Source organism: Paenibacillus sp. FSL R10-2796 (assembly GCF_037965315.1).
Classification (GTDB): Bacteria; Bacillota; Bacilli; order Paenibacillales; family Paenibacillaceae; genus Paenibacillus_AQ; species Paenibacillus_AQ odorifer.
In genome coordinates this window covers 1521552-1542126 of record NZ_CP150178.1, presented here as the reverse complement: position 1 = coordinate 1542126, position 20575 = coordinate 1521552, and the positions used below count along the sequence as shown (strand labels likewise).

The window sequence follows — 20575 nt, the reverse complement described above, 5'->3', positions numbered from 1 at the left end:
CACTACACCTCTTTCACTGCAAAAGCTCCCGCAGCAATAACATCGCCAGCTTCTGTTGTAAGGATCACTTTCACAAAGCAATCGTCCTCTGCAAAATCAAAAATCACGACACTATCGACCTCTATTGGCTTATGAAATTTCATATCATATTGAGTGATCCACTGTGTAGGGTGCTCAGCAATATACAAAGATTGGGCTAATCCCATAAGATACATCCCATGTGCGATGGGTCGCTCCAAACCAGCCTTGGCTGCGGCCTCTGCATCTAGATGTATAGGCGCCAAATCTTGGGAAGCAGCTGCATATTGCCGGATAGCCTCAGCTGTTATGCACTTTTTTATCATGATCATCACCTACCCGAATTAACACCGTTTCTGCGGTGACTATAAGCTCACCCTCACACCTACAAACCAGCGTATGTGTGTAAAAAGTCAGTTTACCCTGTCTGCCTTCTTTTTGCACCTCACCCGTTAACGCTAATTCACAATCCAAAATCATCCCCGCCGTAATCGGAGCCTGATATGAAAACTTCTGAGTGCCGTGAAGCAAGGGTTCACCGATGATTAACCAAGGAATATCGAAGTCTTGCCAGAAAATAATAGGCATCGTCGCAGGAGCGATCAGCTCTCCATTTATCGTCTGCACGGGTGCTTCAATACTCTGTGCGTAGTCCGAAACCCATTCAGCAGTCATATGGATCTGATGTCGGACACTGTTCATTCTATAACCTCCACGAGTGTTGCCAGACCTATCCCACCGCCGATTCCCAGAGTAGCAAGCCCTCGTTGGTAAGGGGCATTTTGCATTTCAGCACATAAGCGAGTCATTAAAATAGCCCCGGAAGCTCCGTATGGATGGCCTATTGCTAATGCCCCCCCGCCAAGATTGACCTTTTCCTGTGGCATTTGAAGCTCGTTCAGTGATGCCAATACTTGTGAAGCAAAAGCTTCGTTAAACTCTACGATATCTAAATCGGCAACGGTAAGCTTTTGGCGTTTTAACACCTTTTGCACAGCTGGTACAGGTCCCATACCCAAATAGTTCGGATCTACACCCGCAGCTTGCGCATCCACGACCCGCAAAATAGGGGTAAACTTAAGCTGCTGGCATTTCTCTCGAGACATCATTAATAGAAGCGCTGCGCCATCATTAATAGGACAGGCATTTCCAGCAGTGACGGTACCCTTTTCTTCAAAAATTGGCGGCAGCTTTTGCAGCTTGTCCAGACTCGTATTTGCCCGAGGACATTCGTCGGTGTTCACCCACTGCCCCTCTACCTGAAGAGGTACTATCTCCTGCTGAAACCGGTCACTTTGCTGAGCATGAACCGCCTTTTGATGGCTTTTTAAGGCATATTGATCCTGCTCTTCTCGAGAAATCCCGTATTTCCTAGCTACATTCTCTGCAGCAATTCCCATATCCGGATCACCGTAAGAGCTAGGCGTAAAATGTGCACGGGTATACAGCTGTGGAACCCCCATTAACGTCTGTGGTTTAGCCATTTTCCATGGAGCACGGCTCGTACTTTCGACACCACCCGCTAAATAAATCTCACCAGCGCCGCTTTGAATCAGTCTTGCTGCTATATTAATTGCCTCTAGCCCAGATCCGCACTGACGATCCACGGTGACACCCGGAACCGAAACAGGCAGCCCCGCTTCAAGCGCAGCTACCCGGGCAATATTACCTCCTGGGCCCACAACATTCCCAATAATGACATCATCGATCAGTTCTTTAGGCAAGTTCGTTTCGGCTACAATATGCTGAATAAGCGGCGCCAGTAATGCCTCCGGCTCAAGTGTACTTAATAAGCCACCCATTCTGCCAACCGGTGTACGTTTTGCCATGACAATTACTGCTTCTATCATATCATCGCTCTTTTCACATAGTCTTTCATCGCTTGCCGGGCAATTTTCCCGCTACTTGTATAGATAAATTCATCCACGGTTAGCAGCTGCTTCGGCGCTTTGTAGCTCGCTAAATACTGGCGGCAATAATTCTTAATTTCTTCGACAGATAAATGCTGTTCTCCGCTCCACTTCACGAGGGCTATCAGCTGTTCTCCCCAGTAATCGTCAGGCACGCCAAGCACCATCACTTCATCTATTTCCGGAAGAAACTCCAGCACCCTCTCTATTTCTTCCGGATAAACGTTCAGCCCTCCGGATATGATTTTATTCTTCAAACGTCCCGCCATATATAAATAACCAGCTTCATCCTGATAAACATAGTCTTCTAAAACAAGCCATCCCTCTCTAAAAGCTGCTGCTGTCTCATTCGGCAATTGATGGTAGCCTAAAAATATCATATCACTACGCACATATAGCTGCCCAATCTCCCCAGGAGGGACTTCCCGGAACTGGTCATCACGAATGGAAATTTGCACACCGGGATAAGGTTTGCCTACAGAGGTCGGATTATGCTCGGTCAGAACATTCAAATAACTAATATAGCTCGCTTCTGAAGAACCGTAGGATTCATAAAGCCGCGCTCCACCAAACACTTCCATGCCCCTTTTCTTGGACAACTCCGACCACTTTGCACCTGAGCTAATAATCGCATCAATCTGTATCTGCCCAGGTACAGCCTGCTGCATCATGGATTCGATCATTGTTGGTACGACGAACAGCACCACGCCCGGAATTTGCTGGCACAACTCTAACACCTGCGTGGCACTAAATTTTTGTGTGATATGAAAGGTTGCTCCACCATATAGACTCTGCATTACGGCGAATAAGGATAGGGAATGCACAAATGGACCTGGTGCCAAAACATCCTTCATAGCGTCCAATTCAAAAGCAATATTCGAAACCTCAAAGCTTTTTAACCATGATAAATGGGTACGCATATAACCTTTGGGCAATCCGGTTGTGCCTGAAGTAAAGCCAATAAATAATAATTCATTCGTCTCATCCAACTCAGCCTCCGGCTTCAGGGCAGCCAGCCACTGATCATAGGAACCTGTTCGTTCATTTGAGAAGGTCAATGTTTGGATCATTTGATCCTTGAAGGTCAGATTCTTTGCGGCTTCCGGCTCGGCAAAAATCATTGTCGGCTGGCACTGCTCTATAATAACCTGCAGTTCATTAGCACTCCACTTGGGATCTAAGGGAATGGGAACACAGCCCGCATAAATCGCCCCCAAAAAAACCTCAACAAATTCAATACGATTCGTAGATAAAATCGCGATTTTGTCATGCCTCAGACCCTTTTGCTGTAAGCCATTCGCGATTCTCCGCATCGTTTTTACTAATGTGGCATAGGTATGACTTGCTTGGTCATGGGTTAAGGCAATGCTGTCGGGCTGCTGTGCTGCATGACGCAGTATAGGAACTACTAGATTCATCCTAGATCACACCTGTTCGTATTTTCTGTGACTACCGATTATATACATTCTCTTCAATCGGACTGCCCCGCAAGTCCAGCCCAAACTAAAGGATATGTGATAAGCGCCATCGCCGGCGCTCCTGTTAAACTAACCCGCTAGAATTGCTACGATAGCTTATTTTAGCTTTATATTATTTTTATGTACACATCTTTCATGTAACTATTAAGTCCATCTTACAACGAAAAAACAGCCAGCACGCATCGATTATGATCGGTACGCGCTGGCTGTATTGTTGTTTAGTCCTTCTTTTGAACGGATGATGGTGAACCCTCTTCAGCAAAAGTAAAGGTTCGGGCGATATATAAGATAGGTGTGCTTACTGCGGTTAGTAAGAACTTCGCTAGATAAGTCGTAAGCAAAATTTCAAGCCATACATTCCAGTCATACAAGCCCGCAAACGCAATGGTACAGAAAATAAGTGTATCCACAAAGGAGCTAATCATCGTACTACCGTTGGAACGAATCCACAGCTGACTTGAGGTGCTGTAATATTTCCGAATCCAAGAGTACAACCGAACATCTAGGAACTGACTAATGAAGTAAGCAGTAAGACTACCCAAAGCTAGTCGAGGCATCAGCCCAAAAATCGTCTCCAAAGAAGACTGAGCGATATCGGTCTCCTGCGGCTTAAATACTAGTACCATCTGCATAATGACTGTAGTCATAAGCAAGGTGAAGAAACCAAACCAGACCGCTTTACGTGCTTCCGCTCTTCCGTACTTCTCATTAAGTAAATCGCTGGTCATATATAAAGTGACATACATCGTATTTCCGAGTGTCATCACAATATCAAATGGCATAGCAATCGTCTTAGCTACCTGAATGTTAGCAATTACAGTAGCAATACCTACCCAGGCGTACATTCCACTTTTCCCGAACAAGCGGTAACAGAGTAGAAAAAAAGCAAAATTGACAATAACAAATAAAACTCCCCACAGCAAATTAAACATATTACTGAAATTCCTCCTAGTTTTGTTTACGCGGGATGGTTACGAACCGCGGCTTACAATATTAAATTTTCGGAACAAAACATAAATACTCTATCACAATAGCGCTTAACAATCCATAAAAATAATATTTTTATATGAAATTGGTAGTTCCATTTCTTTTTTTTCGCCAATTATCTAAAATAGTCAGCAATAATTCATTTTTTTCAGAAAAAAATGCTCTATAGGACAAAACTTTCACTATTCATCCAGAGGTTAATTCTATAGAATAGTATCAAACACCTTATTCCCGATCCATTTAGTAGAAATATGACATAACTATGGAATATATCTCGGGTCGCCAATTTCCAGCAGTTGGCATGGAGTATCTAGTGAAGACTAAAAAAGAAATGACCTCACCGTCCATAAAAAAAGGAGAGAACGATATGTTTCGTATCAAGCATTCGATCAGTCGCAAATTTACGCGTTTATTATTTGTTGTTCTGTTGCTCACGTCTCTTTTGTTAAGCACCAGCTTCTATTTTATCTCTATCAGTATCTTCAACAGCTATGTTATGCCGCAGATTAACAAAATCCTTACTGCCGCTGCTCAGGACGTATATAAGAATCTCAACGTAATGCACGCCCAGCAAACCCTAAATAAGAACGATCAGTCTGCCACCAATCTCGAGTTCTATTTTCAGGAAAAGAGGAAACAACATGGAGTGGAAACCATTTTTCTGGTCAATCTGAAGGGGAAAGAAGCTGAGATTCTATCCGCAGATCACGATGCAAAATTGCAACGGGCAGAAAGTGTCACCGTATCCTCTGCAATGCAACAAGCCTCTAAAGGAAAAACTGGACTAAGCGATACATATAGCGACGCACATGGTATACATAAAACAGCTTATATCGGTATTCCCGGAAGTACGATGGTTATCGGTGTAAGCAGTGACGTAAGCTTCATTCAAGAAAAAACAGACAGTATTCTATGGACAAGTGCCGGAATCACACTTCTGACGTTGATCATCGGCCTAACTGGTGCATGGTTCATGAGTGTGCGTATAACACGTCCAATCTCAAAACTGGCAGCTTATAGTGCCCGGCTCGCAGAGGGAGATTTCACCGAAGAATTATCAGTTAAAGGAAATGACGAAGTTGCACAGTTGTCCGTAAGCTTCCAAGCGATGACCCAACGCCTGAAAGAAATGATTGGACATGTACTGGTAACCTCTAATACTGTCGTTGCGGATTCCAACTCTTTGAAAGAACGTGTTGAGGTTCTCAATGATATGGCGGAACACTCCAGCTCATCGGTAGTAGAAATCGGCAAAGGTAGTACGACTATCGCTAGCAGTGCATCAGATAACTCGAGAGCAATGGAAGAAATCAATTTAGGCATTCAAAGTATTGCTTCAGCAGCGAATGAAGTCACGGAGCAAATCAGTGAGGCTTCCGCTGAAGCAAGTGGCGGTAATGAAATTGCTCAAAGCGCTGTGCTGCAAATGCGCCAGGTTGAACGTGCTTCCCTACAGTCGCTGGATCAATTACAAATCATGAATGAGCGTTCAGTAATGATCGGAGAAGTCGTTCACAGCATTACTGAAATTACGAAACAGATCCAAATGCTGTCGCTGAATGCTTCAATCGAAGCTGCACGCGCAGGAGAGCATGGACGCGGCTTTGCTGTTGTTGCGGGAGAAGTACGCAAGCTGTCTGAACAATCCCGTAACGCAAACGAACAGATCCGTGACTTCCTACTTGGGCTTCAAGAAGATATGAGTCGCTCCGTTACCGAGATGAACCACGTGAATTCTGAGGTTGCCTCTGGAGTCGGCAAAGTAGCAGAAGCAGGTGATGCCTTTAATCACCTCCTGATTCTTATCCAAAGCATCAATCACAGCATCCAATCCGTATCTGCGGCTACACAGCAAATCTCAGCAAGTACAGAAGAAGTCAGTGCTTCCGTCGAAGAAACTGCACAAATTACATCAAGATCGCAAGAAAGTGCGGACACACTCGCTGCTAACTCAGAGCGGCAGCGCGTCGAACTGGAAGGCCATGCAGAAACCGTTAAACATCTGTATGAGCAAGCCAAGAAACTCCAAGAAGCTGTGCAGCAATTTAAGATTTAACGCTTGTAAATTAAAACCCCCGTTCACACGAAAGTGTTGAACGGGGTTTTTTAGTTTGCGATGGCTCGCTTAGAGTTGGGGGCATACGCTAGGCTTGCGCGAAGCTCTCGCTTAGAATCGGCGCGTCATGTGCTGCTGGCTTGCGCGATACTCTCGTTTAGACTCGGCACGCCATTTGCCGCTGGCTTGCGCGATAATCTCGTTTAGACTCGGCGCGTCATTTGCCGTTGGCTTGCGCGATAATCTCGCTTAGACTCGGCGCGTCATTTGCTACTGGCTTGCGCGATAATCTCGCTTAGACTCAGCACGCCATTTGCTGCTGGCTTGCGCGATACTCTCGTTTAGACTCGGCGCGTCATTTGCCGTTGGCTTGCGCAATCCTCTCGTTTAGACTCAGCACGCCATTTGCTGCTGGCTTGCGGACTCAGATGCCGCTATTACTCGAAAAACTGCCATTTGGAGACTTTTTCGGACTCGAGAGACGCTATTGCCTCATAATCAACCCAGACTCAGCCTATTTCGCTCAAATAGCGCCTCTGGTGTCCGAAAACGCTCCAAATTAACCCTTTTATCACAAATAAGGTCTCCTGAGTCCGGAACCAAGTTACTCACAGCGAATTACTTAAAGTTCATCCGTGGATGCTACCTACTGCAAATTACTCAAAGTTCATCCGTGGATGCTACCTACAGCAAATTACTCAAAGTTCCTCCGTGGCGCTACCTACAGCAAATTACTCAAAGTTCATCCGTGGATGCTACCTACTGCAAATTACTCATAGTTCCTCCGTGGATGCTACCTACAGCAAATTACTCAAAGTTCATCCGTGGCGCTACCAACAGCAAATTACTCAAAGTTCCTCCGTGGATGCTACTTACTGCAAATTACTCAAAGTTCCTCCGTCGATGCTACTTACAGCAATAGACTCGGCTACATGCGCTAGCTTGCGCGAAGCTCTCACTTAGACTCAGCACGCCATTTGCTGCTGGCTTGCGGACTCAGATGCCGCTATTACTCGAAAAACTGCCATTTGGAGGCTTTTTCGGACTCGAGAGACGCTATTGCCTCATAATCAACCCAGACTCAGCCTATTTTGTTCAAATAGCGTCTCTGGTGTCCGAAAACGCTCCAAATTAACCCTTTTATCACAAATAAGGTCTCCTGAGTCCGGAGCCAAGTTACCTACAGCAAATTACTCAAAGTTCATCCGTGGCGCTACCAACAGCAAATTACTCAAAGTTCATCCGTGGCACTACCAACAGCAAATTACTCAAAGTTCATCCGTGGATGCTACCTACTGCAAATTACTCAAAGTTCATCCGTGGATGCTACCTACTGCAAATTACTCAAAGTTCATCCGTGGATGCTACCTACTGCAAATTACTCAAAGTTCATCCGTGGCGCTACCAACAGCAAATTACTCAAAGTTCCTACGTGGATGCTACTTACTGCAAATTACTCAAAGTTCCTCCGTCGATGCTACCTACAGCAAATTACTCAAAGTTCCTCCGTCGATGCTACCTACTGCAAATTACTCAAAGTTCATCCGTCGATGCTACCTACAGCAAACTACTCAAAGTCCCTCCGTGGATGCTACCTACAGCAATAGACTCGGCTACATGCGCTAGCTTGCGCGAAGCTCTCACTTAGACTCAGCACGCCATTTGCTGCTGGCTTGCGGACTCAGATGCCGCTATTACTCGAAAAACTGCCATTTGGAAGCTTTTTCGGACTCGAGAGACGCTATTGCCTCATAATCAACCCAGACTCAGCCTATTTTGTTCAAATAGCGTCTATGGTGTCCGAAAACGCTCCAAATTACCCCTTTTATCACAAATAAGGTCTCCTGAGTCCGGAGCCAAGTTACTCACTTAGTAAAAACTGGGTTACTCAGCTTTCATTCCGCTTTTATGACTAAGCAAACCTCACTCAACCTAGTGCCGCGGTGCCCAGAGGATAACCGATACACCGATCACACAAATAACAGCTCCGACCCAGTCGTATACGTCTGGTGTCTTCTTGTCTACAAGCCATCCCCATAAGACCGCGAGTACGATAAACACCCCGCCGTAAGCCGCATACACTCTCCCGAAGGAAGGGAATTTTTGCAACGTAGGGATAATCCCATACGCTATCAGAATCAAAGACCCCACTAAACCGTACCAAAGTGGCCGTGATTCTCTCAACCATAACCATACTAAATATCCGCCACCGATCTCAGCAAGCCCAGCAATTATAAACAGCAGAATGGCAAATAACATGTCATCCCTCTTCCCTATCTATCTCATAAAAACGCAAAGGTTGCTCACAACAAATTGTACTCAAGGTTCACCCGTAGAACTCCTACAACAAACCACTCAAGGTTCTCCCATGGAGCTACCTACAGCAAATTACTCAATTACTCAAGATCCACCCTTAGAGCTACCTACAGCAAACTACTCAATGTTCATCTGCGGAGCTACCTACAGCAAATTACTTAAAATCCACCTATGGAGCTACACCTACAGCAAATTACTCAAGATCCACCCTTAGAGCTACTTACAGCAAACTACTAATGTTCACCCATGGAGCTACCTACAGCAAATTACTCAAGGTTCATCCGTAGTACCACCTACACCAAATTACTCAAGATTCCCCCGTGGAGCTTACATTAAATTGTGCTGGAGCAGCAATAACACTAGCAGCAGCACAACCTCCAGCAGCTCGTTCAGCGCGCCGTACACGTCGCCGGTAAGCCCGCCGAGCCGGCTGCTGATCCGCCGCGCAGCCGCGGTGCCGCAGGCCAAGGCCGCGACCGGCAGCAGCAGAGCTGCCGCCAGATGCAGCGGCCACGCGGCTAAGCCAGCGCCGAGCGCCAGTGGCGCAGCGGCGGCGGCCAGCGAGAGCAGCGCGGCGACTGCCAGCGCGCGCCGCTCATGCGAGGAAGCTAGGCCGGCGAAGTTCGCGGCCAGCCCCTCGTCTCCACGGGCAATGGGATAACGCACCATTGCCCGCACCATATACCAGCGGCTCCAGACCGCTGGTACCAAGAGCAGCGGCAGCTCGTAGTAGGCGAAGCCTTCGATTAGAGCTGCCAACAAAGATGCTTTAAACAGCAGGAGCAGCACGCAGGCGAGTACGCCCATCGCACCCACACGGCTGTCCTTCATAATCTCCAGGGCTCGCTCCCGTGGCCGATAGCTGAGCAGACCATCCGCGCTGTCCATCCAGCCATCAAGATGCAACCCGCCAGTGAGACCTACCCACAGAATCAGAGTGAGCACAGCTGCTGGCCAAGCAGGTAAAAGCAATCCCGTCAGGGCTGCTCCAGCAGCTACACACAGCCCAATTGCTGCGCCTACCATGGGATAAAAGATTACACTCCGGCGCAGCAGTTCAGGAGAGAATCCCGGATCACCTTTTACAGGAAATCGGGATAAGAACTGAAAGGCAGCTACGGCCGCATCCCTACGCTCCTTCATAAACGATACTCCCTGCTCTTCAGCTCAATCGGAATTCCAACAGTTACTAGAAAGACCTGTTCGCATTGCCGAGCGATCAGGGCGTTCATTCGTCCCGCCAGATCACGATACAATCGGCCAAGCGCATACTCCGGAACAATCCCGTCGCCAACCTCATTAGTGACCAGAATAAGCGTCCCTTGAAAAGAACGCACACTGTCTTCAAGCCTTGTTATTTCACTCTCAACAAGCTCTTGTCTATTTTCAAAACCTTCCACAGCCAATAATGCATTGGATAACCATAAGGTTAAACAATCTACGAGCACCGCTTTTTCACCCGATAATCGCCTTAGCAGATCTGGTAAATCATACGGTTCCTCAAGCGTCTCCCAAGCGTAACCACTTTCCATTCGTTGATGCTGATGCAGAGCAATCCGTTCCTTCATTTCGTCGTCAAAAGCCTGTCCGGTTGCTACATAGAAGGCCTGATCTGCCAGTGACTGTATCAGTTTTTCTGCAAAACCACTTTTCCCGCTACGTGCGCCTCCCGTTACAAGAATGCTCATCGTTGACCAGCTCCAGAGATGCCTGCACTTTCAAAGGTTGCCATTTCGCTCAAAATGCGGCAGATCGCCTCGATTAAATGAAGGCATAATACGCCCCCTGTTCCCTCACCCAATCGCAGACCGAGGTTAAGCAGCGGTTCAAGCCCAAGCTGCTCCAGCATTAACTTGTGTCCCCGTTCTCCTGATACATGAGACGCTATCATATAAGCGATGGATTCAGGTGCAAGGGCTTTTGCCACAAGCGCTGCCGCCCCCGAAATAAAACCATCCAAAATGATAGGTGTCCGATTAGCAGCGGCACCAAGAATCAGTCCCGCCAAGCCAGCGATTTCCAGTCCGCCAACTTTAGATAATACATCCAACGGATCTGCTGAATTCGGCTGATTTACCTTTAAGGCGCGTTCCACCACTGCAATTTTATGTAGTAAACGTTCATCATCAATTCCCGTTCCTCGTCCCACAGCTACTTCAGGGGCTATTCCTTTGAGAGCACATAGAATGGCAGCACTAGCCGTAGTATTTCCAATGCCCATTTCGCCTGTTATAAAAATCTCCGTTCCGTTCTTAACCGCTTCCTGCGCAACGCTTATCCCAACAAGAAGAGCATTCATGGCATCCTCACGACTCATCGCAGGTCCCACAGCCATATTATCCGTTCCCCGGCGCACTTTACGATCAATCAGATCGACATGACTAAGATCGCCGTTTATGCCGACATCAACAAACTGTACCTCTGCCCCAGCTTGACGTGCCAATACATTCACAGCCGCTCCACCGCTGAGAAAGTTATGGGCCATCTGTAGCGTGACTTCCTGTGGAAATGCGCTAACCCCTTCGCAGCACACCCCATGATCAGCAGCCATCACAACAACTGTTCGTTTGGTGAAACTAGGCTGCTCCGTACCCGAAATTCCAGCGAGCTTAACGGCCAGAGGTTCCAATTGTCCCAAACTGCCCGGAGGTTTGGTCAGAATGTTCAGCCGATGCTCCGCCTTGAGGATGGACTGATCATCAGCCGGAATGATTTGTTTAATTACGTCTTGAATATCTGAAAGCATATAATTACGACCTCCTATTAAATGTATCCGTATAACCTATTCTATCTCATATTCGCAGAAAAGCCCCCATCTATGATAGAGGGGGACTTCTAGAATTACAACTTCACTTTCATAAAATCTTCGATTCTCTCCAGCGCCTCCGTCAATTTTTGTAAGGAAGCGGCATAGGAGCAGCGAATATAACCCTCTCCGCCTGCTCCAAACACATGACCCGGAACCGCAGCGACACCGACCTCCCTGAGCAGCTGCAAAGCGAAGTCTTCTGATTTCATTCCGGTATGAGCGATGGAAGGAAAGGCATAAAATGCACCCGCAGGTTCATGGCAAGGTAGTCCAATGGATCGAAATCCACTAACCAGCAGCTTTCTCCGCTCATCGAAGCATTGCTTCATATGTTCCTTATGCTGCATTCCGTTGCGCAATGATTCAATCGCAGCAATTTGACCGAGCACGGGGGCACACATTGCAGTGTATTGATGGATTTTTAGCATCGCAGCAATTAATTCTCGATCGCCACAAGCATAACCCACTCTCCAGCCAGTCATTGCAAAAGCTTTGGAGAAGCCGCTAATCACAATCGTCCTTTCCAGCATCCCGGGAAGAGAGGCGATGCTGACATGCTGACTGTCATACGTAAGCTCGGCATAAATTTCATCTGAAATGACCAGTAGGTTATTCTCTTTTACAATCTGTGCAATAGGCAGCCAATCTTCATAAGTCATTACTGCACCTGTAGGATTAGTCGGAAAATTCACCATAAGAAGCTTCGAACGCGGAGTAATCACCTTCCGTAATGCTTCAGCAGTAAGCTTAAACCCCTGCTCGGCCGATGATTCTACCTCCACCGTAACCCCCCCGTTCAAATGGGTAATCGGCGAATATGCGATATAGCTGGGAGAAGGGACGATAATCTCATCCCCGGGTGTAATGAAAGCTCGTAATGCCAAGTCCACAGCCTCGCTGCTGCCCACCGTAACCATAATCTCATCGTTTGGCTCATAACGAAGCTTGAAACTTGTGTGCAGATAAGTAGCGATCTCCTCTCTAAGCTCCAGTAACCCGGAATTTGGCGTATACATCGTTTCCCCATTATTCAAGGCATGAATACAGGCAGCTCTTACATGCTCCGGTGTAACGAAATCTGGTTCCCCTACACCCAGCGATATAATATCCTGATTTCCCGCACTTAGGTCAAAAAAAGCCCGAATCCCCGAGGGTGCAATCTCCCGCACACGTGGAGCAATCCATTCATTATGCATGGCTGTACACCTCTTCCTTTGCACTCTTTTCCGTTAGGGAAAGGGAGATGATTTCGTCCAGCAGTCCGCTGAAGGTGTAGCCTGCCGCTTGCGCGCTTTTGGGTAAAAGACTGGCCTTCGTCATGCCTGGTAACGTATTCACCTCCAGCACATAAGGAATACCCTCTTTAAGCAGCATATCAACCCGTGCATACACGCTACATTTTAGTGCTTTATAACAGCTCAAGGCAGCCTCGCGTACCCGCTCATGCACCTCAGTAGGCAATTCAATGACCCGTTCATCTGCTCCGCCTTCTTCATACTTAGCACTGTAATCGAACCACTCGGCATTTGCTGAGGTAATTCCCAGAATAGGCAGCAGCTCTCCGTTTAGAATAGAACAGGTGATTTCTTGACCTTGAATGTAGCTTTCAATCAAAATCGACTGATCACAGGCAAAAGCCTTCTGCACTGCGCACAACAGCTCCTCGCTGCTGCTCACTTTTTCCATTCCGATACTCGAGCCGCCTGAACATGGCTTCACCATAACAGGATATCCGAGCCGTTCCACCGCTTCAGCCGAATAATCCTTTATGCTGTCCCAGCATAGCCAATCTGCTGTATTGACGCCTGCGCAGCGTATAAGCTTTTTGGAGAGATCTTTATCCATGCAAATGCTGCTAGACAAAACCCCGCTGCCCGTATACGGAATCCCCATCGTCTCCAGCGTTCCCTGAACCGTACCATCCTCGCCGTAAGCTCCATGAAGTGCAAGCAGTGCGATATCGATCCCTTTTGCCTGCTCAATAAGCTCCTCACGCTTGGTGATCACAATTGGAATAATTTCATATTTATTGGGGTCTAGATTCTTCAATATTTCTCTACCGCTATTCATGGATACCTCATATTCTGAGGATACCCCGCCCATAATTACGCCTACCTTCATCTCAAGCACCTCTTTATCCCATTAGTTGTCGAGCTGTTCTGCCAATAATCTCGATCCCCTTGCGGATATCCTCATCCGTCACTCTGGAGAAACCGATCCGTATCGTATTTTGCCCTTTACCGTCTGTGAAGAATATATCTCCTGCTGTAAAAATAACCCCTTGCTCATGACAGGCCTCCAACAGCGTCCTTGTATTAAAGCCCTCCGCGAAGGTTACAAAAAGATGTAGGCCACCGTCCCCTGACAGCGCCGTATAAGGAATAAAATCCTTGCAGCATTGCAGGGTTAATTCATACTTTCGTTTGTATTCTGCTCTGGCTTTTTTCAAATACTTCTCTAAATGACCACCCAATAAATACTGATACAAAATGGATTGATCCAGCGTCGAGGTGTGAATGGTACGTGCGCGCTTGACGCTTTCGAGGGAATTGATCAACTCCTGATCCGCCAGCACCCAACCTACACGTAGTCCCGGAAATAATACCTTGGAGAAGCTGCCGAGATAAATCACGCTGTTGCCGCTGCCTGCTGCTGCGATAAGTGGAGCCACATGTGAGCCCGAATATCGTAATTCCTCGTTAAAACCATCCTCAATCACCGGGACTTGGTAGCAATTCATCAGCTTCATTAGCCGCTGTCTTTTCTCTGGAGACATTACAATTCCGGTTGGATTATGATAAGAAGGGACGAAGTATGCACAGTCAAAAGCTTGCTGTTGCAATGCTTTCTCCAGCTCCGCCAAATCAATCCCATCACGCTCCATCGAAATCCCGGTGATCTCAAAACCGTTCAGCTTCAAATTTTTGATCGCTGTATGATGCGTCGGATTCTCACAAATGACCGAACCATTTTTTTTACTCAGAGCAGACAATACAATATCGAATCCCTCAGTAAAACCATTGGTGATCAATATATCCTTGCCCTTCATTTCAACGCCCTTGTGCTCCATATACTGCTTCAAATAGTCTATTAAAGGCTTATACCCTTTGGCATAGCCGTAATTTAGCAGAACGTTGCCTTCTACCGACATCCGATCCATAAAGGATCGCTTCACATTATCCAGATCAAAAAGACTCTCATCAGGCGCTATGCTGGTGAAGGAGATCGTCCCCTTCTCCGCTCGAATCCCGCGCTTCATGATATCCAGTTCCTCCGCCAGCACCGCGTGATCATTAAGACGTGACTTCCAGTCCATCGTCCAGGAAGAGATCGTTTCACTGCCGGGCGGCGTAGCTGCAACATAACTTCCTTGCCCTTGCACGGCATAAGCAAAGCCATCGTCCTCAAGCCCTGTATAAGCAGAGATTACGGAGTTGCGGCTAACCTTAAGCAATGTGCTGAGCTCTCGTGTGGAGGGCAGCTTTTGATTGCCTTGCAGACCGCCTTTTATGATTAAGTGCTTCATATAGTCTTTAATTTGTATATACACCGGCCGTCCGGCTATGAGCTTAAAATCCTTAAACATCTCTCAATCGCCCCCATGACTATCATGGCACAATCACTCGCTTAAAAAAAGAACCACAGCCATGGGATTTTAATCCGGCTGTGGTTCTATGAGAGGACAAATGCCCAAAAAATCAAGTTACAGCTCTATGCTTCGATCACAAGCTCCCCTTCTCCAGCAGGAATCTCAAAACCATTTAAAAACCGGGTTAGTATCTCCTCAGTAATCGGAAATGCGGCATTGGCGTCAAAACGTTCACTCCGGATAAGCAGTCTCTGACGCAATTCATCCGGCTGAACCTTTAAGTGAATCAGTTCCCACACGCCACCATAACTCTCAATGAGCTGCTTGTAATCGTTCCGTCTCTGACGTTGCCAGAAGCTGAAATCGATAACAACATGATGTTTTGCCTGAAGCAGATGCACCAGCTCCCCCCGCAGCTTTATCTCCGACTCTTCCTTATAGGACTCATAATTGTCCTCTGGATAATCCACCCCGAAACGGCCGTGCGTGGCCCAAATATCTTCATCTATCGAAAGTCTGGCGAATCCCTCTTTCTCCAGCTTTTTAGCAAAGGTTGTTTTACCCGACCCCGCTACACCGCACATCATCACTACGCTGGAAGCAACACTCGTACGCTTTTGCTGAAGCAATTTTTCAATAACCAACTTTTCGCTCAGCATTATAAATGCATCTCCCTTCCAATTGATGGTATACTCATCGTTACAAAATACTTTCTCAAGGGATTGTGATAAAGATATGGTGAAATCAGTCCAGCAGACCTCCTAAAATGAAAAATGAAATAATTTTAGGAGGTCATAATAAATGATTTTTAACCCGATTGTCATTGATAACTGGAGTAGAAAACCCTATTTTGAACATTATTTAAACAATGTCAGATGCACCTACAGCATGACTGTAAATATTGATATCACCCTTCTACTGTCAGAGCTTAAGCATAAGGGAATTAAGCTGTACCCAGCACTAATCCACATGATAACTACGGTGGTGAACCGTCATAGTGAATTCCGCACATGTTTTGATTCTGAAGGTAGATTAGGTTATTGGGATAGCTTGTCCCCTAGTTTTACAATTTTCCATGATGATGATAAGACTTTCTCAAGCATCTGGACTTCGTACGGTGAACAGTTTAATGATTTCTATAACCGTTATCTCGATGATATGAAAATGTACGGAAGCGTGAAACAATTTATCGCTAAAGCAAACGAACCGCCGAACACCTTCCCTATTTCCAGCATTCCGTGGGTCAGCTTCACAAGCTTTAACCTGAACGTGTATAACGAAGGAACCTACCTACTTCCCATCTTTACGATAGGGAAATATTTTCAGCAAGACAAAAAAATACTATTACCCATCTCGGGGCAATTCCACCATGCCGTGTGCGACGGTTACCATGCCAGCATGCTGTATAATGAATTACAATCACGTGCAGATACCTATAAGGAATGGTTACCTATTACCTAATATCTAATTAACCATGTTATTCTGCTGACAGCAAACGATAGTTCAAACATAAAGGGTTCCACCTATTAGGTTTTCCTAATGACGTGGAAACCTTTTTTCATGTAATCATCCTTTTTCCAAAATATGAGCTTTATCAGCTGACCATTGTCCATGCTGCCAGAGTATTTTTAGTACCATTACATTCCCTGGAGAAGGAGCCACTGCACTGTAGAATGTGAGACCAGGAACTAACTGTGCAAGTAAATTCCTGATAACACCCCCATGCGTCACTACCAATACTCTATTCGATGTAACCTCACTTTTTTTCTCCTTGATAGCACAGCATCCAAATGCAGCCACAGCAGCTTGACCTAGGTCCAACAGGAAACTACGCAACCGAGCATCGAATGCTGTCCACGATTCTCCTTCTGGCGGTGTAACCTTTGAAGGATCATCAATCCAACGTCTATATAGAGAGTTATCTTTCAGTTGCTCATAAGTGCAGCCTTCCCAAGCTCCGAAGTTCATTTCACGAAGCCGCTGATCATAAACAGCGTCCTGCTCTAGTGAAGGTGCTACGAAAGCCAAGGTCTCCCGACACCTTAGCAAATCGGAACAGAACACACGCCAAAAACCACCTGATAACTCAGTCTGCATGCAGATCTGCTGCTGAGGTTGGGATAGCCGCTCACTTGCTTCAGGAAGCAATGGAAGATCCGTATGTCCCAGGTAACGATGCTCAACATTCCATTTCGTCTGCCCGTGTCGGATAAGCACTAGCTCAAGCTCTATAGAGGGAATTGCCATACCGACGCTCAGCCTCCAATCCATATCCATGCCACAACCGCGCATAGACCTACAAATATTGAAGAGCAGAGCATCATCATCCGCGAGGTCTGGATGATATCATCCGGTTCCATCGTACGTACCGGATCACCCATATAAGCCCGAAAAGAAGCGACGCCATGATACACATTTTCGCCTCCGAGTCGGATGCCGAGTGCGCCAGCCACAGCTGATTCTGGATAACCGCTGTTAGGGCTTGGATGTAGATGTGCATCCCGCTTCACCATTTGCAGGCATCTGCGCCAATCCAGACGAAGCATCCCTGCACATAGAGCCAAAAGCAATGCCGTAATCCGTGCCGGGATGAAGTTAGCCACATCATCGAGCCGGGCAGAGGCCCAGCCGAGATCACGGTATTTATCGTTCTTATAACCGACCATTGAATCGAGTGTATTGACCGCCCGATAAGCCATAGCAAGCGGTGCACCGCCAATCAGCGCGTAGAAAAGTGGAGAAATAATCGCATCGACGATGTTTTCTGCTACGGTCTCCACCGTTCCACGGACAATTTCCGGGGCGTCTAGCAAAGTCGTATCACGTCCCACGATCATCCCCAACGCCTTGCGGGCAGCAGGGATATCGCCCTTCTGCAATTCCACGTACACCGCCATTCCTGCATCCTTTAGTCCCTTGGAGGCAATCGTGGTTGAAATCAACCAAACCTCGGCTATCCAGACGAGCCACGGTGAGATAGATGACAGCAGCCATAGCAGGATGGCTGTCAGTGCCCAAGCACCGCCCGCCACACATAGCGGAAGTAACACCCCTGCTCTGCACAGGCTTTGCGGGCGGGACCATAAACGACGGATCGCCCGCTCCAGAGCCGTGATTGCTTTGCCCATACCAATTACGGGATGAGGCAGGTTACGCGGATCACCTACGATCCGGTCAATCACATAAGCTGCAAGCAACACCAAAGCGATTGTCACAAGCAATCACCTCTGAACAAGCTTCTACTTCTCCAGCTATCCATTCTCATTAGCCGTCCTTCCTTGCCTGCACCGACAGCAGGCTGCCCGTCACAGCGCTATATACAAGCCGGCCGATAGCGCCTCCAAGATCGGTTGCTGTGCCGGCATATACATGCTCGGCGCTGTATCGCCCGCTTTGGCTCACAGCGAGTACAATAGCATCCGTAGTCGTGCCGGTTGCGATCAGGCCATTCTCGGGATCGGTAATCCCGAGATCTGCCAGCGCAGCAGCTTTGGCTTCGACAGCTGTCTGCACAGCATTGACCATGGCCGCCGGTGTCAGGCGGCCATCAATGCAGAGCATGATGTTAATCGTACCCGGCCGATACACAGCCAGCACATTGCGTTCCACACCTGCGCGCGCAGCATTTCCTGTGGCGGCTGTAACGCAAACAAAAATCCCCGCTGAACCCGTGTCCTCTTCAGCTACCGCTGCATGCTCTAGCGGCACAGCCGTCATCAGACCAGCACAGCCGGATAAAGGATAACCCCAATCGTGCAGCTTATTCTCCATATCCTGGACAGGATCACTACATTCGTAATTGCGATCTACATATAAATTGACGGCTCGCTGCAGCCGGTTCATTCCTCCGCCGTAGAACGCGCTCGATAAACCATCGGCTTCTGCTGGCAGCTCCAGCAGAAGATGCTTATCCTTCCATTGCAGAGCAAGCCCTGGCCAGACGGCCGGACGATACTCCCTGATTCCCCCTGTAAGATTAAATGGAATCTTCACTTCCACCATAGCCGATCCCGCTCCTTTCACCGCTCATTTCTTTCATTAAATACTTACAACCATCCGCGAAAGGATGCCCCGCCAATCGCACTGTCAGCTCGCTCCGCACATAGAGTCATTAAAGACTACATCCACCTGTCACTTAGTCGCTAGAATCTCCGCCATCTGCAGCAAAAGGCGGGCATTATCCTCATGTCCCTTAACGGCAACTCGAATATGCTCAGCTCCTAACCCTGCATACATAGCGCAGCTGCGCACTAGTATACCTACGCGGCCAAGCCTAGTCTGAAACTCAGCCGCGCTCCACGGTGATGGCAAGCCACAGAGCAGAAAGTTGGCTTCTCCCGGTGGGACATCGCAGCCCAGCTGCATAAGACCCTGCCGCAGTTTTTCGCGTTCTGCTGCAATAAGCTCACGCGTGCGCTGTTCATAGTCACGTCCACTTGTAAGGCAGGCTTCCCCTGCCAGCAGCGCCAAGCCGTTCACACTCCAGGTGACCTGCTTTCCGCTCATCGCCTTCGCCAGCTTCGGATGTGAAATCGCAAACCCGAGACGCAAGCCGGGAATCGCATAAAACTTCGTCATCGACCGCACCAGAACCGTATGCGGAAACCGCTCCAGCTCCGGCAGGAGTGTATTTCGCTCTGACTCCGGGATAAAGTCAATAAAAGCTTCATCCACAGCCAAATAAGTCCCGCAGCATTCAGCCTTCTGCGCTAACAAGCGCAGTTCCTCCACAGCATACTGAACGCCATTGGGATTATTCGGCTGTCCGAGAAATAACAGTTCCACCTGTTCCAACAGCCCGGCAATCTCCTCCACTCCAGCGCGAAAATGCTGTTCCCTTGTCCCCTGAACCGATAATACTTCAGCGCCAAATTGTACGGAAAGCTGCCGATACTCAGAGAAACAAGGCTCCACGATGCCAACCTTTTGTGGAGCTATCGCCAGCAGCAGCAAAGCCATAGATTCCGCTGCTCCGTTGCCCACAGTTAACCAGCTATTATCTACGCCAAGATTTTCCGCCAGTAGGCGTTTAAAGCGTCGGTGTCCAGGGTCCGGATATGCCACCACCGTTGACAGTGCTGTTCTGAGCAGCTCCAAAACTTGCGGTGGAGGACCGAGTGGATTGATGTTGGCACTATAGTCGAGAAATGTGCCCCCAGCTTCTCCATAGAGCTCCGCTGCCGTCAACAAATCACCGCCATGCCCATATTTTTCAAGCATAATTACACTCCCTCTATCTACTTTCTCTAGCACGATATGTATGTCATTGCCACCATTATTGCCTCTTTGCCGGAAGAACGTCAATGCTTTCGCAGAAGGAATCAGCTAAATCCCCCGCTTCCCTCAAACCGACATGAATCTCAACAATGTGATCTCTTTTGTTAAAAAACCGCTTTTGGTTTAAAATGAAGG

19 protein-coding genes and 1 riboswitch are annotated in these 20575 nt (G+C 47.6%); of the genes, 2 read left to right on the top strand and 17 right to left on the bottom strand.

Translation table 11 applies throughout. The annotated features are described in order from the left end of the window. Positions 1-2: 2 nt before the first annotated feature. From NST58_RS07115 to NST58_RS07095, 5 genes are all read right to left on the bottom strand, one after another. Positions 3-344, bottom strand: a complete 342-nt coding sequence (locus tag NST58_RS07115; protein WP_076220708.1) for a MaoC family dehydratase — start codon at positions 342-344, stop codon at positions 3-5. After that, positions 319-720: a MaoC family dehydratase N-terminal domain-containing protein gene (locus NST58_RS07110; protein WP_339247043.1), complete on the bottom strand. Its 402-nt coding sequence runs from the start codon at positions 718-720 to the stop codon at positions 319-321. The genes NST58_RS07115 and NST58_RS07110 overlap by 26 nt, the downstream gene beginning before the upstream one ends. Then, positions 717-1868 carry a thiolase family protein gene (locus NST58_RS07105; protein ID WP_339247040.1) on the bottom strand — a complete coding sequence of 384 codons (1152 nt, stop codon included), beginning with the start codon at positions 1866-1868 and terminating at the stop codon, positions 717-719. The genes NST58_RS07110 and NST58_RS07105 overlap by 4 nt, the downstream gene beginning before the upstream one ends. Beyond that, entirely contained in the window at positions 1865-3346 is a 1482-nt protein-coding gene (locus tag NST58_RS07100; RefSeq protein WP_339247037.1) for an AMP-binding protein, read from the bottom strand. Before NST58_RS07100 ends, NST58_RS07105 begins: the two co-directional genes overlap by 4 nt. 278 nt (positions 3347-3624) lie before the next feature. Then, positions 3625-4338 carry a queuosine precursor transporter gene (locus NST58_RS07095; RefSeq protein WP_076128125.1) on the bottom strand — a complete coding sequence of 238 codons (714 nt, stop codon included), beginning with the start codon at positions 4336-4338 and terminating at the stop codon, positions 3625-3627. A gap of 10 nt (positions 4339-4348) precedes the next feature. Further along, positions 4349-4394: riboswitch (PreQ1 riboswitch) on the bottom strand. Positions 4395-4760: 366 nt separating this feature from the next. Between NST58_RS07095 and NST58_RS07090 the strand changes: the two genes are divergently transcribed. Continuing rightward, positions 4761-6449 carry a methyl-accepting chemotaxis protein gene (locus NST58_RS07090; protein WP_076193028.1) on the top strand — a complete coding sequence of 563 codons (1689 nt, stop codon included), beginning with the start codon at positions 4761-4763 and terminating at the stop codon, positions 6447-6449. A 1932-nt stretch (positions 6450-8381) separates the two neighbouring features. Here NST58_RS07090 and NST58_RS07085 read toward each other — a convergent pair. The 8 genes from NST58_RS07085 to NST58_RS07050 form a co-directional block, all read right to left on the bottom strand. Further along, the gene (locus tag NST58_RS07085) at positions 8382-8708 is read right to left on the bottom strand and encodes a YnfA family protein (protein WP_076128128.1); all 327 of its coding nucleotides are present in this window, start codon (positions 8706-8708) and stop codon (positions 8382-8384) included. Between the two features lie 384 nt (positions 8709-9092). Next, positions 9093-9908: an adenosylcobinamide-GDP ribazoletransferase gene (cobS, locus tag NST58_RS07080; protein ID WP_339247033.1), complete on the bottom strand. Its 816-nt coding sequence runs from the start codon at positions 9906-9908 to the stop codon at positions 9093-9095. Next, the gene (gene cobU / locus NST58_RS07075) at positions 9905-10453 is read right to left on the bottom strand and encodes a bifunctional adenosylcobinamide kinase/adenosylcobinamide-phosphate guanylyltransferase (protein WP_339247030.1); all 549 of its coding nucleotides are present in this window, start codon (positions 10451-10453) and stop codon (positions 9905-9907) included. The genes cobS and cobU overlap by 4 nt, the downstream gene beginning before the upstream one ends. After that, a complete protein-coding gene (cobT, locus tag NST58_RS07070) occupies positions 10450-11511 on the bottom strand; it encodes a nicotinate-nucleotide--dimethylbenzimidazole phosphoribosyltransferase (RefSeq protein WP_076137514.1) in 1062 nt (353 codons plus the stop codon). The genes cobU and cobT overlap by 4 nt, the downstream gene beginning before the upstream one ends. Positions 11512-11606: 95 nt before the next feature. Then, the gene (locus NST58_RS07065) at positions 11607-12770 is read right to left on the bottom strand and encodes an aminotransferase class I/II-fold pyridoxal phosphate-dependent enzyme (RefSeq protein WP_076272034.1); all 1164 of its coding nucleotides are present in this window, start codon (positions 12768-12770) and stop codon (positions 11607-11609) included. After that, positions 12763-13695 (bottom strand): D-alanine--D-alanine ligase, encoded by a 933-nt coding sequence (locus NST58_RS07060; RefSeq protein WP_280752596.1) that lies wholly within the window; start codon positions 13693-13695, stop codon positions 12763-12765. The genes NST58_RS07065 and NST58_RS07060 overlap by 8 nt, the downstream gene beginning before the upstream one ends. A 13-nt stretch (positions 13696-13708) precedes the next feature. Next, entirely contained in the window at positions 13709-15160 is a 1452-nt protein-coding gene (locus NST58_RS07055) for a PLP-dependent aminotransferase family protein (RefSeq protein WP_339247025.1), read from the bottom strand. Positions 15161-15285: 125 nt separating this feature from the next. Then, entirely contained in the window at positions 15286-15822 is a 537-nt protein-coding gene (locus NST58_RS07050) for an ATP-binding protein (protein ID WP_339247023.1), read from the bottom strand. A gap of 142 nt (positions 15823-15964) precedes the next feature. On the opposite strand from NST58_RS07050, the gene catA reads away from it, so the two are divergent. Further along, positions 15965-16624 (top strand): type A chloramphenicol O-acetyltransferase, encoded by a 660-nt coding sequence (catA, locus tag NST58_RS07045; RefSeq protein ID WP_076185747.1) that lies wholly within the window; start codon positions 15965-15967, stop codon positions 16622-16624. Between the two features lie 105 nt (positions 16625-16729). Here the strand turns inward: catA and NST58_RS07040 are convergent, their stop codons facing one another. From NST58_RS07040 to NST58_RS07025, 4 genes are all read right to left on the bottom strand, one after another. Beyond that, positions 16730-17410: a histidine phosphatase family protein gene (locus NST58_RS07040; RefSeq protein WP_076194754.1), complete on the bottom strand. Its 681-nt coding sequence runs from the start codon at positions 17408-17410 to the stop codon at positions 16730-16732. 8 nt (positions 17411-17418) lie between these two features. After that, positions 17419-18378 (bottom strand): adenosylcobinamide-phosphate synthase CbiB, encoded by a 960-nt coding sequence (cbiB, locus tag NST58_RS07035; protein WP_076194752.1) that lies wholly within the window; start codon positions 18376-18378, stop codon positions 17419-17421. 49 nt (positions 18379-18427) lie between these two features. Next, the gene (locus NST58_RS07030; protein WP_339247018.1) at positions 18428-19165 is read right to left on the bottom strand and encodes an adenosylcobinamide amidohydrolase; all 738 of its coding nucleotides are present in this window, start codon (positions 19163-19165) and stop codon (positions 18428-18430) included. A 129-nt stretch (positions 19166-19294) separates the two neighbouring features. Continuing rightward, positions 19295-20383 (bottom strand): threonine-phosphate decarboxylase, encoded by a 1089-nt coding sequence (locus NST58_RS07025; RefSeq protein WP_339247015.1) that lies wholly within the window; start codon positions 20381-20383, stop codon positions 19295-19297. Positions 20384-20575 lie beyond the last annotated feature (192 nt).

Coding starts and splice junctions, on each gene's coding strand:
- NST58_RS07100 (WP_339247037.1), bottom strand. CDS start 3,346: ATGAATCTAGTAGTTCCTATACTGCGTCATGCAGCACAGCAGCCCGAC.
- cobS (WP_339247033.1), bottom strand. CDS start 9,908: ATGAAGGAGCGTAGGGATGCGGCCGTAGCTGCCTTTCAGTTCTTATCC.
- NST58_RS07050 (WP_339247023.1), bottom strand. CDS start 15,822: ATGCTGAGCGAAAAGTTGGTTATTGAAAAATTGCTTCAGCAAAAGCGT.
- NST58_RS07040 (WP_076194754.1), bottom strand. CDS start 17,410: ATGGCAATTCCCTCTATAGAGCTTGAGCTAGTGCTTATCCGACACGGG.
- cobU (WP_339247030.1), bottom strand. CDS start 10,453: ATGAGCATTCTTGTAACGGGAGGCGCACGTAGCGGGAAAAGTGGTTTT.
- NST58_RS07105 (WP_339247040.1), bottom strand. CDS start 1,868: ATGATAGAAGCAGTAATTGTCATGGCAAAACGTACACCGGTTGGCAGA.
- NST58_RS07065 (WP_076272034.1), bottom strand. CDS start 12,770: ATGCATAATGAATGGATTGCTCCACGTGTGCGGGAGATTGCACCCTCG.
- NST58_RS07095 (WP_076128125.1), bottom strand. CDS start 4,338: ATGTTTAATTTGCTGTGGGGAGTTTTATTTGTTATTGTCAATTTTGCT.
- NST58_RS07090 (WP_076193028.1), top strand. CDS start 4,761: ATGTTTCGTATCAAGCATTCGATCAGTCGCAAATTTACGCGTTTATTA.
- NST58_RS07025 (WP_339247015.1), bottom strand. CDS start 20,383: ATGCTTGAAAAATATGGGCATGGCGGTGATTTGTTGACGGCAGCGGAG.
- NST58_RS07030 (WP_339247018.1), bottom strand. CDS start 19,165: ATGGTGGAAGTGAAGATTCCATTTAATCTTACAGGGGGAATCAGGGAG.
- NST58_RS07085 (WP_076128128.1), bottom strand. CDS start 8,708: ATGTTATTTGCCATTCTGCTGTTTATAATTGCTGGGCTTGCTGAGATC.
- catA (WP_076185747.1), top strand. CDS start 15,965: ATGATTTTTAACCCGATTGTCATTGATAACTGGAGTAGAAAACCCTAT.
- NST58_RS07060 (WP_280752596.1), bottom strand. CDS start 13,695: ATGAAGGTAGGCGTAATTATGGGCGGGGTATCCTCAGAATATGAGGTA.
- NST58_RS07110 (WP_339247043.1), bottom strand. CDS start 720: ATGAACAGTGTCCGACATCAGATCCATATGACTGCTGAATGGGTTTCG.
- NST58_RS07115 (WP_076220708.1), bottom strand. CDS start 344: ATGATAAAAAAGTGCATAACAGCTGAGGCTATCCGGCAATATGCAGCT.
- cobT (WP_076137514.1), bottom strand. CDS start 11,511: ATGCTTTCAGATATTCAAGACGTAATTAAACAAATCATTCCGGCTGAT.
- NST58_RS07055 (WP_339247025.1), bottom strand. CDS start 15,160: ATGTTTAAGGATTTTAAGCTCATAGCCGGACGGCCGGTGTATATACAA.